At 69.0% G+C, this 13446-nt stretch carries 11 protein-coding genes and 1 pseudogene; 5 read left to right on the top strand and 7 right to left on the bottom strand.

The window, feature by feature from the left end; genetic code table 11:
- Window positions 1–58 precede the first annotated feature (58 nt).
- Both AL346_RS23095 and AL346_RS23100 read left to right on the top strand, forming a co-directional pair.
- A complete protein-coding gene (locus AL346_RS23095; protein ID WP_019402332.1) occupies window positions 59–1021 on the top strand; it encodes an ABC transporter ATP-binding protein in 963 nt (320 codons plus the stop codon).
- Window positions 1018–2040, top strand: a complete 1023-nt coding sequence (locus tag AL346_RS23100) for an ABC transporter ATP-binding protein (RefSeq protein ID WP_019402331.1) — start codon at window positions 1018–1020, stop codon at window positions 2038–2040. Before AL346_RS23095 ends, AL346_RS23100 begins: the two co-directional genes overlap by 4 nt.
- Here AL346_RS23100 and AL346_RS23105 read toward each other — a convergent pair.
- From AL346_RS23105 to murA, 3 genes and pseudogenes are all read right to left on the bottom strand, one after another.
- Window positions 2000–2797 carry a GntR family transcriptional regulator gene (locus AL346_RS23105; RefSeq protein ID WP_019402330.1) on the bottom strand — a complete coding sequence of 266 codons (798 nt, stop codon included), beginning with the start codon at window positions 2795–2797 and terminating at the stop codon, window positions 2000–2002. The two genes, AL346_RS23100 and AL346_RS23105, sit on opposite strands and share 41 nt — an antisense overlap.
- A 74-nt stretch (window positions 2798–2871) precedes the next feature.
- Entirely contained in the window at window positions 2872–3777 is a 906-nt protein-coding gene (locus AL346_RS23110; protein WP_019402329.1) for a BadF/BadG/BcrA/BcrD ATPase family protein, read from the bottom strand.
- A pseudogene (murA, locus tag AL346_RS23115) lies at window positions 3774–5035 on the bottom strand (UDP-N-acetylglucosamine 1-carboxyvinyltransferase). Before murA ends, AL346_RS23110 begins: the two are co-directional and overlap by 4 nt.
- Window positions 5036–5284: 249 nt before the next feature.
- Here murA and AL346_RS23120 point away from each other — a divergent pair.
- The 3 genes from AL346_RS23120 to nagA are packed head-to-tail and all read left to right on the top strand — an operon-like array spanning window position 5285 to window position 8410.
- A complete protein-coding gene (locus tag AL346_RS23120; RefSeq protein ID WP_019402327.1) occupies window positions 5285–6232 on the top strand; it encodes an N-acetylmuramic acid 6-phosphate etherase in 948 nt (315 codons plus the stop codon).
- A gap of 28 nt (window positions 6233–6260) precedes the next feature.
- Entirely contained in the window at window positions 6261–7280 is a 1020-nt protein-coding gene (locus AL346_RS23125) for an SIS domain-containing protein (protein ID WP_019402326.1), read from the top strand.
- Window positions 7280–8410, top strand: a complete 1131-nt coding sequence (gene nagA, locus AL346_RS23130) for an N-acetylglucosamine-6-phosphate deacetylase (RefSeq protein ID WP_019402325.1) — start codon at window positions 7280–7282, stop codon at window positions 8408–8410. The genes AL346_RS23125 and nagA overlap by 1 nt, the downstream gene beginning before the upstream one ends.
- Window positions 8411–8457: 47 nt before the next feature.
- On the opposite strand, the gene AL346_RS23135 is transcribed toward nagA, so the two are convergent.
- The 4 genes from AL346_RS23135 to AL346_RS23150 all read right to left on the bottom strand — a co-directional run bounded on the left by AL346_RS23135 (window position 8458) and on the right by AL346_RS23150 (window position 13280).
- Window positions 8458–8742, bottom strand: coding sequence for a hypothetical protein (locus AL346_RS23135; protein WP_019402324.1), 285 nt, complete (start codon window positions 8740–8742; stop codon window positions 8458–8460).
- A 33-nt stretch (window positions 8743–8775) separates the two neighbouring features.
- Complete coding sequence (locus AL346_RS23140) at window positions 8776–9906, bottom strand: hypothetical protein (RefSeq protein WP_156332927.1); 1131 nt, start codon at window positions 9904–9906, stop codon at window positions 8776–8778.
- 140 nt (window positions 9907–10046) lie between these two features.
- Entirely contained in the window at window positions 10047–10520 is a 474-nt protein-coding gene (locus AL346_RS23145) for a hypothetical protein (protein WP_053194182.1), read from the bottom strand.
- Between the two features lie 99 nt (window positions 10521–10619).
- Entirely contained in the window at window positions 10620–13280 is a 2661-nt protein-coding gene (locus AL346_RS23150) for a hypothetical protein (RefSeq protein WP_156332928.1), read from the bottom strand.
- Window positions 13281–13446 lie beyond the last annotated feature (166 nt).

Below are 13446 nucleotides of genomic sequence, written 5' to 3' on the forward strand. Positions count from 1 at the left end.
GCTGGCAAGGGGTGGCGGCTGCCGGCCGCAGCCCGCTGGTGGAGAGGCTGTTGGGCGGATGACGGCAGGTGAGGCTCCGCTGCTCGACATTCAGCATCTGCGCATCGAAACGGCGGTCGGGCCGATCGTCGAGGACGTGTGCCTCACCGTATCGCGCGGCGAGATGGTCGGCCTCGTCGGGGAATCGGGCTGCGGCAAGACCCTGACGGCGCTGTCCATCCTCGGCCTGCTGCCGGAACAGTCCGTGCGCATCGGGGGCGGGCGCATCCTGTTCAAGGGCGACGATCTCGCCGGCTGGGACGAGCGGCGGATGACGGCCCTGCGCGGCAGCCGGATCGCGATGATTTTCCAGGAGCCGATGACCTCGCTCAACCCGGTCATGACCGTCGGCAGCCAGATCGCCGAGGTGCTGGCGATCCACAGGGGACAGCGGGGCCGCGCCGCCGAGGCGCGCGTGGCGGAGCTGCTCGCCATGGTTGGCCTGTCCGCCGGCGCGCAGATGCACCGCTATCCCTTCCAGCTGTCCGGCGGCCAGCGCCAGCGGGTCATGATCGCCATGGCGCTCGCCTGCGGCCCCGATCTCCTCATCGCCGACGAGCCGACGACGGCGCTCGATGTGACGGTGCAGGCCCAGATCCTCGAGCTCATCGCGCGCATGCAGGCGGAGCTGGGCATGGGCTGCATCCTGGTGACGCACGACCTCGGCGTGGTGGCGGAGATGTGCGGCCGCATCGCGGTGATGTATGCCGGCCGCATCGTCGAGACCGGCCCGGCCGAGGCCCTCTTCGGCGCGCCGATGCACCGCTATACGCGGGCCTTGATCGACACGATCCCCGCCTCGAACGAGCCGGGCCGGACGCTGCCGGCGATCCCCGGCATGGTCCCGCCACCGGGCGCGCGGGCGCGCGGCTGCAGCTTCTTCGACCGGTGCAGCGCCGTGACCGCGCGCTGCCGCGACGAGGCGCCGCCGCTCGTGCGGCGCGGCGACCATGTCGCCTCTTGCTGGAATCCGGCGTCATGAACGCTGTCCTGAGCGTCAGACACCTGGTCAAGCATTTCGCCACGGCCGACGGGCGGACGGTACGGGCCGTGGACGATGTCAGCTTCGATCTCGGCGCCGGCGAGATCCTAGGCATCGTCGGCGAATCCGGCTGCGGCAAGAGCACGCTCGCCCGGGCGCTCCTCTATCTCAACCCGCCGGATTCCGGCGAGATCCGCCTCGGCGACCTGGACCTCGCGCAATGCAGCCGCGCCGGGCTGAAGCGGGCTCGGGCCGACCTGCAGATGGTGTTCCAGGATCCCTTCGGCTCGCTCAACCCGCGCCATACGGTGGGCACGATCATCGCCGAGCCGCTCATCGTCCACGGCCGGCCGAATGCCCGCGCGCGCGTCAAGGAGCTGCTCGACCTTGTCGGGCTGCCGCAGAGCGCGGCCGAGCGGCTGCCGCATCAGTTCTCGGGCGGCCAGCGTCAGCGCATCGCCATTGCCCGGGCGCTGGCCCTGTCGCCCCGCATCATCGTCGCCGACGAGGCGGTCTCGGCCCTCGACGTGTCGATCCAGTCCCAGATCATCAACCTCCTGTCCGAGCTGCGCGCCGCCTTCGGGCTGTCGATGATCTTCATCAGCCACGACCTGTCCGTGGTCCGGCACCTGAGCGACCGCGTCGCGGTGATGTATCTCGGCCGTTTCGTCGAGGTCGCGCCCGCCGCCACGCTCTTCGCCGACCCGCGGCATCCCTATACGCAGGCGCTGATATCGGCTATTCCGGCGCCGCCGGCGGCGGCCGGTCGCGGCATCGCAAAGCGCGCGCGCAGGGTCCTGCCGGGGGAGGTGCCCGATCCGTCCCGGCCCCCGTCCGGCTGCCGGTTCCATCCCCGCTGCTTCGCCGCGGCCGACATCTGCCGCGCGAGCTCGCCGCCGCTGTCGCAGGTCGGTCAGAGCGGCGCCGTTGCGCGCCTGGCGGCCTGCCACTTCGCCATGGAAGGGGAGGGGGGAAGGCTCACGTCTTCTCCGGCGGCGCCTCTTGCCGCGGTAAGGTGAGCTCGACGACGAAGTCGAAGCGGTCCCCCTTGTAGTAGGACCGGGTGAACTCCACGGCCGTCCCGGCCTTCGTGCGCGAGATGCGCTCGATATGCAGGGCGGGCTCGCCGGCATCCGCCTCCAGCAGCTGCGCCTCGAAGGGCGGCAGCGCGCAGGCGTGCATGCGCTGCAGCGCCTTGTCGGGGTGGGCGTTCGCCCGTGCGAGCGCCTCGTAGAGGGAATCGCCGAGCTGGTCGAGCGAGGGGATGTATTTGGCCGGCACCACGGCGAGCTCGACCGCCAGCGGCAGATCGTCGGCGAGCCGTATGCGGTGCAGGCGCACCACGTCCTCGCCCGGGGACAGCCCGAGCGCCATCGCCTCACGCGCCGAGGGCCTGGCATATTCTCTGGCGATCCAGCGCACCGACGGCCTGCGCCCGTAGGAGATCATGTCCTCGCTGAAGCTCGTCAGGCGCGCCAGCGGCTGCTCGATGCGCTCGACGGCGCCCGTGACATAGGTGCCCGAGCCGCGCCGCTGCCTGAGCAGCCCCTCGAGCACGAGGAGCTCGATGGCCTTGCGTATGGTCACGCGCGACAGCGACGTCATCTCCGCGATCGAGCGCTCGGAGGGCAGGGCCTCTCCGACCTTCAGCTTGCCGTCCTGGATGAGGCTGCGCAGTCCGTTCGCCAGCTGGATGTAGAGGGGCGTCGGGTCGTCCTCGTGCTGCCTCAGCCAGTCGCGGAAGTAGAGGACACCGGCGTTGACGTTCTGCTTCATGACTGCCCTGTTCGCTTTGTGCCGGTGGCCCGTCGAAGCCCCGCGTTCCGAGAGGCGGCGCTCCGCCTGCGCCGTCAGGCGGGCCTGTCCACCGGCGCGCGGCCGGCGAGGATCACCGCGCCGTCCATGGCATCGCCGGCCTGGGCGCCGAGCCGCCGCCGCAGGTCGGGCGGCAGCCAGCCTTCCATCACGCTGCCGAGGCCGCCGACGAGGGCGAGCCGGGGCGCCCCCTTGTCGAGCAGTGCACGGCAGATCCCCTCGATCTTGCCTGCGGCTTCCTGCATCAGCCGCCGCGCGGCCGGATCGCCCTGATCGGCGTGGCGGACCACCATCGGCGCGAAGGTCGCATAATCCGTAGCCGTGGCCCGGTCCATCCAGGCCACCGCGTTCTGCGGCTGGTGATCGAAGCGCTTCAGCACCTCCTCGAGCAGCGCCGTCGCATCGAGGCGCCCGTCATAGGCGAGCATCGCCATGCGGACCGCCCGCAGCCCGAGATAGGCGCCGCTGCCCTCGTCGGAGATGGGAAAGCCGTAGCCGCCGACCTTGATATCGGTGCCGGCGATGCGCGCGATGCCGCAACTGCCGGTGCCGACGATCACGATGCCGCCGTCCGCGCCATTATGCGCCCCGAGGCAGGCGATGATCGCGTCACTGGCGAAGCTGATCGAGGCGAAGGGATGGGGGATGGCCTCGAGCGCCGCCCGTGCGCCCTCGCGGGCAATGCCGGCGACGCCGATGCCGGCACGGACACGGCCGAGATCCGCCTCCGACAGCCCGGCCTCGGCCATGGCGCCGCGCCAGGCGGTCTCGATCGCCTGCCAGCATTTGTCGATCCCGAAGCGGGTGGCTGCGGGACCTGCCACGCCACGGCCGAGCACCCGGCCGTCCGCCGTCTCGATGCGGGCGCGGCAGCCCGTGCCGCCGCCGTCCACGCCGAGATAGAGCGTGCGCCCGTCCGGCTCCTGCGCAGGCGCGCTCATGGCTCCGACACACGCTCGATCTGGGCGCCGCAGCGCTTGAGCTTGCGCTCCATGTCCTCATAGCCGCGGTCGAGGTGGTAGACCCGGCTGATGGTGGTGCGTCCCTTCGCGGCGAGCCCGGCGAGGACGAGGCAGGCCGAGGCGCGCAGGTCGGTGGCCATCACCCTCGCCCCCTCGAGCCGCTTCACGCCGCGCACGATGGCGGTGGCGCCCCGGTGCCGGATATCGGCGCCGAAGCGTAGCAGTTCCGGCACGTGCATGAAGCGGTTCTCGAAGATGCCCTCGCGGATGATGGCGGTGCCGTCCGCGACGCACATCAGCGCCATGTACTGCGCCTGGAGATCGGTCGGAAAGCCGGGGAAGGCCTCGGTCGCGAGGTCGACGCTGCGCAGGGGGCCGTCGCGCGAGGCGACGAGGCCGCGGTCGCTCGGAAAGATGGTCACGCCCACTTCGTCGAGCACCTGGCACACGGCGGCCAGATGCTCGAGGCGTCCGCCCGTCACCTCGATGCGCCCCCGGTGATGGCGGCGGCCATCAGATAGGTGCCGGCCTCGATCCGGTCCGGGATGATCTCGTGGCGCGCGTCACGCCAGCTGTTGCCGCCCTGGACGAGGATGCTGTGCGTGCCGGCTCCCTCGATCTTTGCCCCCATCGCATTGAGGCAGTGGGCGAGATCGACCACCTCGGGATCGCGGGCGCAATTGACGATCTGGGTCTCGCCGGCGGCGCCCGTCGCCGCCATCATGGCGGTATGGGTGGCGCCGACGGACGGCAGCGGCAGCACGACGCGCGTGCCGGTGAGGCCGCGGCTCGCGTCGACGTGGATGACGCCGCCGGAGATGTCCACCCTGGCGCCCAGCCGTTCGATGGCGGCGAGGTGGAAATCGACGGGGCGGGTGCCGATGGCGCAGCCGCCGGGCAGGGAGATATGGGCTTCGCCGAGCCGGGCCACGAGCGGCCCGAGCACGAGGAAGGACGCCCGCATCTTGCGGACGATATCGTAGGTTGCCTCGGTGTTGGTCAGCGAGCCGGAGGAGATCGCAAGCACCCCGGGCGGGCCCTCGCGGACCTCGGCGCCGAGCCCGCGCAGCAGGGCCGCCATCGTATGGACGTCGGCAACGTCCGGAACATTGCTCAAGGTGAGCGATTGGCCACTGAGGAGGCCGGCCGCGAGCAGCGGGAGGGCGGCATTCTTCGCACCGGCGACCTGGACGGTACCCTCCAAGCGCACGTCACCGATGATCTCGAGTCGGTCCAAGACGCATCCCTTCCCAAGGGGGCAGCCCGGGTGAGCCAGCCAGCGGGCCGGAGAGTGCCAGTTATCAACCAATTGCCGCCCCCGTTCAAGCGCCTTGCCGCGCGGGCAAGCCTTTGCGGGGAGGGTGGCATGGGCGTAGGGTTCTTTTGGCGCAATCCCCCGGCATTCGGCGGCGTCTCTGGGAAATGCCATTGCACCGGTCTTGGTCGTAGCCTATTTTGGTATTATATTGGTTCATGGAGCGGAGGCATGACGAAGGCGGACCTGATCGGCCATACCGAGCACCGGAGCCCCAAGTATCGGAACCTCGAGAAGCTTCCGGACGAAGAGATGCTGCGCGCGTTGGTCGAGGGGCAGGAGAGGGCGATCGGCGCCGTGTCGGCCGCGATGCCGGCGCTCCAGCAGGTCATTGCGCTGGCACTGCCGCGCCTGCGCGATCCGCTCGGCCGGTTGATCTATGTCGGGGCCGGAACCTCGGGCCGTGTCGCGATGCTCGACGGCGTCGAGCTGCACCCGACATTCGGGTGGCCGAGGGAGCGCGCGGTATTCCTGCTGGCGGGCGGCGCGATCAGCCTTTCGGAAGCGACCGAGGGAGCCGAGGACGACGAGGCGGCGGCGCGCGTAGCGATCGCCGAGGCCGCGTGCGGGCCGCGCGACGTCGTGCTGGCTTTGGCCGCGAGCGGCACGACGCCCTTCACCCTCGCCGCGGTCGACGCTGCGCGTGACTGCGGCGCACTCACGATCGGCTTTGCCAACAACCCGGGCAGCCCGCTGCTGGCCGCCGCCGATTACGGCGTGCTGCTCGATACCGGCACCGAGGTTCTCGCCGGCTCGACGCGCCTTGCGGCGGGCACGAGCCAGAAGATCGCCCTCAACGTCCTATCGACCGCGCTGATGATCCGGCTCGGTAAGGTCTACCAGGGCCAGATGGTCGACATGAAGGCGACCAACGCCAAGCTCCATCGCCGCGCCGTGACCATCGTGACGAATGTCACCGGCTGCAGTCCCGCCGAGGCCCGGGCGGCTCTCGAAAAGACGAAATTCCAGGTCAAGCTCGCCATCCTCGTGGTGCAGGGCCTGTCGCCGGCCGAGGCCGAGGAGGCCTTGCGCGCATCCGGCGACGACCTGCATGCGGCGATGGCGGCCTTCGAGGGAAGGTCGCGGCAGCCCGCCGATACCCCGAAGGACGAGAGCTGACGGCGATCCGGAGGATGTCTTGAATCCCATGACCGAGATGGAGCGGGAGACGCGGGAGGCGCCGCAGGCCGTCGCCCGGCTTCTCGACGCCAGCCTCGACGACCTGGCGGCGCTGGGGCGCCGCCTGTCCGGCATGGCGCCGCCGGTCGTCGCCACCTGCGCGCGCGGCACGTCGGACCATGCGGCAGGCTATCTGAAGTACCTCCTCGAGATTGCGACCGGCACGCCTGTCGCCTCGCTCGGGCCTTCGCTGGCCTCGGTCTACGACGCACCCTTGCGCCTGCGCGGCGCCGTGCTGTTCACCATCTCGCAATCGGGTCGGAGCCCGGACATCGTTGCGCTGCAGGCCGCCGCCCGGGCGGCCCGGGCGCTGACGGTCGCCCTCGTCAATGTCGACGACAGCCCGGTGGCGCAGGCGGCCGATGTCGTCATCCCGCTCCAGGCCGGCGTCGAGCGCAGCGTGGCGGCGACGAAATCCTTCATCTCCGCCGCCGCCGCGGCTGCCACCATCGTCGCGGCCTGGGCCGGCGACGAGCGCCTGCTCGCAGCGATCCGGGGTCTGCCCCAGAGCCTTGCCGAGGCGCTGGCGGCCGACTGGTCCGCGCTCGAGGAGCCATTGTCGACGGCCTCTTCATGCTACATGGTCGGCCGCGGGCCAGCCCTGGCCATCGCGCAGGAGGCGGCGCTGAAGAGCAAGGAAACCGCTGCCATTCATGCCGAGGCCTTCTCGACCGCCGAGATCATGCACGGCCCCTTGCGCCTCGTGCGCGCGGATTTCCCGATCCTCGCCTTCCTGCCGGAAGACAGGGCGGCCGCGGCCGGGCGCGCCGCCTTGCAGCGCCTGCAGGCGGCCGGCGGCCACGTCTTTCCGGCGGCGACAGCCGATGCGCCCGGCAAGCGGCTGCCGGTGGCCGCGACCGGTCACGCCCATCTCGATCCTCTGTCGATGGCGGTGTCCTTCTATGGACTGATGGAGAAGGTCAGCCGTCTGCGCGGCTTCGATCCCGATCGCCCGCCCCATCTCCTCAAGGTTACGGAAACCGTCTGATGTCTCTCACCGCCATGGTCGGCGCCCGCGTCTTCGACGGGGATCGGATCCGGGAGGAGGCGGCGGTCCTCGTCTCCGGCGGCACCGTCCTCGACGTGGTGCGGGCGCAAGACGTGCCCGCGCATGCCGAGCGCCGCGTGCTCGACGGCGGGCTGCTGGCGCCGGGTTTCGTCGACCTTCAGGTCAACGGCGGCGGCGGCGTCATGCTCAACGACGGGCCGAGCGGGCAGGCGATCGAGCAGATCGCGGCTGCGCACCGGCCCTTCGGCACGACGGGGCTGCTGCCGACGCTGATCACGGACACGCCCGCCGTGACGGCGGCGGCCATCGCCGCGGCGGCGGAGGCGGCAGGGCGGATCCCCGGCGTTCTCGGCCTTCATCTCGAAGGGCCGCATCTGGCGCCCGCCCGCAAGGGGGCGCATCTTGCCGAGCTGATGCGCCCGTTGGCGGAGGCTGACGTTGCCCGCCTGATCGAGGCAAGGGAGCGCGTCGGGGTGCTCATGGTGACCGTGGCGGTCGAACAGGCGCCGCCGCGGCTCATCCGTCGCCTGGCCGATGCCGGCGTCATCGTGAGCCTCGGCCACACCGATGCCGGCTATGACGCGGCGCGGGCGGCCATCGATGCCGGCGCGCGCGCGGTCACCCATCTCTTCAATGCCATGAGCCAGCTGGGCAACCGCGACCCGGGCATGGTCGGCGCCGCCCTGGCCGCCGGCGCCGTGTTCTGTGGGATCATCGCCGACGGCCACCATGTGCATCCGGAGAGCCTGCGCGTGGCGCTGGCGGCCAAGCGCGGGCCGGGACGGCTCTATCTCGTCACCGATGCGATGGCCTCGGTCGGCTGGAGCGGCGACAGCTTCACACTGGGCGGGCGCACGGTCTATCGCCGCGGCGGCCGGCTCACGCTCGCGGACGGCACCCTGGCCGGAGCCGACATCGACATGGCGAGCGCGGTGCGCTATGCGGCGCGGGACCTCGGCCTCGGCACGGAGGAGGCGCTGCGCATGGCCTGCCTCTATCCGGCCGAGCTCATCGGCGACACGCGGCGCGGACGGCTGCGCCGCGGTGCCGTCGCCGAGATCGTGCATCTCGACGACGATCTCGGCGCGCGCGGCGTCTTCACCTTCTGAGCTTTTGTTCCTCTTGCGCGCCGGTCATGCCGGGCGCGATGGGGGCCTCAGACGGGAACACCTGCGGCGTGAACCCATTCCTCCGGGATGGTGCCGCCGACATAGAACACTTCCTTTTCGGGCATGCCGGTTCTTGCCGATATGATCAGGTGATCTATGGCTTCCGCCAGTATCGCCTTCTCCAGCTTTCCCTCCGCGACCAGACGCGGCCCCTCGTTCTTGATGAGGTCTGCAGCGGTGCGGAAATTGGCCCGGTCAAACCGGGTCTCGATCCGGAGAACTCTTCCTCCCGGCCGCGCGTTCGCGAATTCGTTGGCGACCCACCGGTGCATGGACAACGACGCCCCTTCGCCGCCCTCGGCGTTTCACGTGTGTTTCAGGAGGGCGACGAGATAGTCGTCGAGGTCACCCTTGGCGACGGTCGCCGAGCAGCGAATGGTGCTGCCGGACTGCCCCCTGTAAAGGAATTTGGGGATGGTCTCCGCGGCTTCGCTGTCGATGATATTTGAAACGGCCTCCGTCGTCAGGCCGTGCCGCGCGGCGACATCCGCATAAGCGCCGTTCAGGATGTGTGCGGGATCGGGGGCCGCCACCGCGCTCGTCTTGGCGCAGCCATTGCCCCTGCGGCAGCGGAGCAGCGTCTCCGTTTCCGTCAGTTCTCCCGCCTCCTCTGGCACCTGCGCGGCATCGCCTCCGATGATCTCGGGGGCGCCTGCCTCCGCCATGTCCACCTCCGACGCGATGGCGGAAGCGCCCGCGCCCTCCGCCAGGGCTCCTTCGGCCTCCATCGCCTCCGCCGCTTCGATCACCGCGTCTGCCGCCAGGCCCTCCGGCATCAGGACCGGGGCGGCCAGGAGGGTCGCAGCCAGGGCGGCTCCTTCCAGTATTTCCTCCACCACCTCGAGCTTCGCCTTCCACTCGCTGGGCTCGCTCTTCTGCTCCAGCTCCCGGATGTGGCGAACGATAGCCCCCGTGATCTTCTCCTCGACGAGCTGCCTGATCGCCTGTCTCTGCGTGTTGGCTCTCGCCTCCACATCGCGCCGCAGATAGCTTCGGCCCAGGTGAAAATCCCCCGGCTTGACGGCAAGGAGCCGAAGCAGGGCCCTGTTGCTCTGTCTCCATGCGAGCTGCCCGCCCACGATACTCGGCTTCCCGTCCGGCGAGACGAACAGGAACTTGCCGTTCGGCGCATCGACGATATATGCGGGCATGTTCATGTGCCGCGTCAGGTCGACGTTCCGGTGGAGCATGAGCGGTCCGAAATGATACTGCGAAATCTTGTTTATTTGCCATATACTATTTGGAATGTGGTTCATATGTGCGTCAGTTATTCCGGCTGCACCTGCGTAGCGCTGGGCGAGAACTGACGATATGGCGGGCACTTTTGTCCTGATGTATTCGTCAAACTGCTTGTGAAACAGCTTCTTCGCGGCCTTCTCGAGCAGGAGGGCGCGACCTCCAGCTATTTTGCCGTTGAAGGGAAGCTCGAACTTCACCCTTCGGTCCAACGGCATGGCGGACAATATTTCGTTTCTGATCTCCGCGAAGGACTTGAACTGTACGCCTGCGCGCACCGGCTCGGCGGCGGCTGCCCGCGGGGCCCTAACGGTGCGGGCGGGGCGGCTCTGCGAACGCGTCACGGCACGCCCGCCCGCTGGGCCTGATGACGCTGTGGGGGCGGGGCCTCCCGCGCCCGCAGGCTGCCGATGGGAGAGGTGCTTGCGGCGGACATGGCAGCCGCATTTCTGCTTGTCGAGAGGCCGGCGGCACCGGGCGCCAGAGCGGTTTCGTTGAATCCACGCGAGGCGCCGGGCGCCTTGCCGGCGGGTGCGCCGTCGCTCGGCCGGGGCGGGCCCGGCTCCCCGGCATGGCCGCCACGCCCGTCCAACCCGCGCCCCCCGCCCGAGATGGCCGCGCTCGTCTCGCTGAGTTGCGCCAGCACGACCATCCCGATCAGCGCGACGCCCGTGCGCTGATCGCCGGTCGACGACCGCGGCGCCGACTTGCTGCGGCGCTGCGGCCGTGGGTGCTTCTCCATCCATTCATTGTGACGATCGATGGCCGCTCTCGTTGTGCTCAGGAGGGGATTGAAGCTCATCTGTTGCGGCATCGGAGGCTCCGTTCGTCAATGATACGGCAAGGCAGCTGGTCAACTGCGCAAGAGATTTGGTGGGGCGAAGGCGGTGCGATGATCTTGTGCAGATGGCTATCAGATGAACCTAACCATTCGATCCGGAATGCTTCCGAGCATGAAGAAGATTTCCTTTTCCTCCTGTCGCCCGGCATGCTTGATGGCGCCCGCCAGCGTGGCGGCGGTAATCTTCCCGTCCGCGACAAGTCGCGGTCCGTCATGTTTGATGATGTGCTCTATCGTCCGAAACTGGCTCGGCGCCGCGGTGGTATCGATCGCAAGGACACGCCCGTTCTGCCTTCCGCGTGCGAAACGCTTCGCGACGGCTTCGTCTGCGCTCAGCGACAGCACCTCGCCCCGGCTGCCGCCGGTGCGGGAGGAATGCCGGATGATGGCGGCGAGATAGTCGTCCCTGGCGGCGGGGCTGTCGATCGTCCACGGGCTCTTGAGAAAGTCCTGCGCGCCCGTGACCGACTGGCCCCGGTAAAGGGTGCCCGGGATGGGGCGGGCCGCTCCCTTGTCGATGATCGCCTTGATTTCCGCCGGCGAATGCGCCCAGCTGAAATGATGCACCTTGTAGAGGCTCTCGTAGAGCCGATCGAGCAGGCCCGCCGGGTCGCTGGCCTTGGCCACGACGGCGTCCAGCTGACGCATGGCAGCGGCCAGGCTGCGGGAGGCGAGGGCCTTGCCACCGCGCGCCGTTGCCATGACGAGGTCCCGGGCCGAGAACACCGGAACGACGAAATCGGTCAGTTCGCGGCCGGCCATCAGCAGGAACGAACTGGTCTTGAAGCCTTCCATGGCCGAGCGGATGACCGCGGAGGCCCGGGCGACGGCACTGGCGCCCTGCATCGCCCTGGCCGCAGCGATGCCGGACCGGATGGCGCTGACGCTCAAGGCGGAGGCGCCGATCGTTGCGACCGTGACGCCGAGGGTCGCCAGATCCCAGGCAACGTCTCCGAGATTGAGCCGATATCCGGGGTCGTTGCGGACTTTATGAGTGGCCTCGTAGAATGGAACGATCGCTCTCAGCGCGGATTCCAGGGCCGAAGGACTGTAGTTCTGCTGTTTCCAGGCGTCGAAGGACGCGAGGGCGGCCTTTCTGACCTGTCCCTCCATGATCTGCTTCAGCGAGGCGGTGCCCCGGGAAGCGTCGACCCGCTCGCTTTTCACGATGAAGTCCGACATGTGGCAGGGCACGCCATCGGTCGGAAGGCATCTCCCCGACCTCTCGCTGGTGTGCCTGTCCCGTCCGAAGCCGATGCCGAAGGCCCGCAGGACGGCGGATTTCAGGAGCTGCCCGTTGGCGCCCACGACCGGCCCCTCGAGACGTTTGAAGGACCCGTCGGGGCCTATGAGGCCAAACTCGCCCCGCGGCATGCGCACGACGATGGCGGCGCTGGCGCCCTTGGGGAGGAGGGAGGTCGTATGCGAGGCGTGCACGCGGGGCACGATATTTGGCACCTGCAGGAGGTGATGTCTTCGGATGACCCGGTCGGCGCGCGAGATGATCCACGCCTTTTCGGGTCTGTACTCGAGCGTCAGCCTGCCAAGCCCCGCATCGGTGGCAAGAGACAGGGCTTTCGCCGCGGTGAAACGCGCGAGGTTCTCTTTGATGTATGCATGGAATTGGGAATAGTAGGCTCGGACGACTTCCGGCTCCTCCTTGTATCGTTCGACGAGTTTCGGTCGTGAAATGTCGACCTCGATGAACGGTAACTTCGGGTCGAGTGCCGACCGAGGGCTGTCGGCATTTCTGACGAGCGGGGCGAGGGACTTCGCGACGAGCCCGAGAAGCTCTTGCCTGTATCGCGCCGTGAGCTCGGCCTCGTTGGCGGCGACATAGTCTTCGGCCAGCTGTTCCCGTGTCTTGAAAACGGGTGGGGGAGAGGCTTCGAGGGTGAACGACCACGCTTCCTGGAACGCGGCGATACGCGTCTCCGCCGGCACGTGGATGAGCCTGCCGCCATTTTGCTCGCTCCAGATGGCGCATTCTTCCGCGAGGAGGGCGAGCGACAGGTTCCGGGCAGCCTGATCGTCGGGATGCTCGGCTGCCTTGCGATGCGCGATATTGGCGAGCTCGAGAAAGGCTTCGTCCTCGTGGTCCGCGGCTTGTTTCCCCAACAGACGCTTCGCCGCCAGGATGCGTGCCGCGAGGACGCCGCCGTGCCGGACCGGCAGGTCGCCATGGAGCCCGTTGTCCGCGCGCTTCATTCCGTTTGCATGGCCTGTCTCGGCAAGCGCAATCGTCCCGGTGTCGTGCCCCTTCTTGACGACACCCGTCCGATGGTGATGAGCGCCCGGCGGGGTCTGTCGCAGCACACGCTGGGAAGGCCGATCGGCGTGCGAGATGTCGACCGGCCTGTCAGACGATGCGCGGTCTGCGCCCGGAGGAGCCTTGGCGAAGCCGGGCTGCACAGAATGGCCGGATGCAGCACTGCTCGACGCCACGGCGTCGGCGGCCGGCGGCCGTCCGTTTCCCGTTCCTGTTGCTTGAGGTCGCTGCGGCGCGTGCGGCCGGCGGAGGGAGGCAGCGATGGCTGCATCAGCTTCATGCGCATGCGCGAGCAGGGCCATCAGGGCCAGAAAGGCCCCCGTGCGCGGCGCGCCAGGGGTGGGCAAATGCGCCGCCTTGCTGCGGCGCTGCAGCCGCGGGTGCTTCTCCATCCACTCGTTGTGACGATCGGTGGCCGCTCTCGTTGCGGTCAGGATCGGGTTGAACGTGGTTGGTCCCGGCACGAGTGTTCCTGTTGTTCGTGATGATGGGGAACAGGCTGACGGACGATCAGCCTTCCTTGCATGCTGAACCTGCGTGCTTCGGGCTAGCGCTATCGGCGAAACACTGAAGTGAGCGCATGGAGAGAACCGCGATCGCCCGGCCGCAGCGGCGGATCGCGGCAGCCGT

Source organism: Chelatococcus sp. CO-6, assembly GCF_001271345.1.
Classification (GTDB): Bacteria; Pseudomonadota; Alphaproteobacteria; order Rhizobiales; family Beijerinckiaceae; genus Chelatococcus_A; species Chelatococcus_A caeni.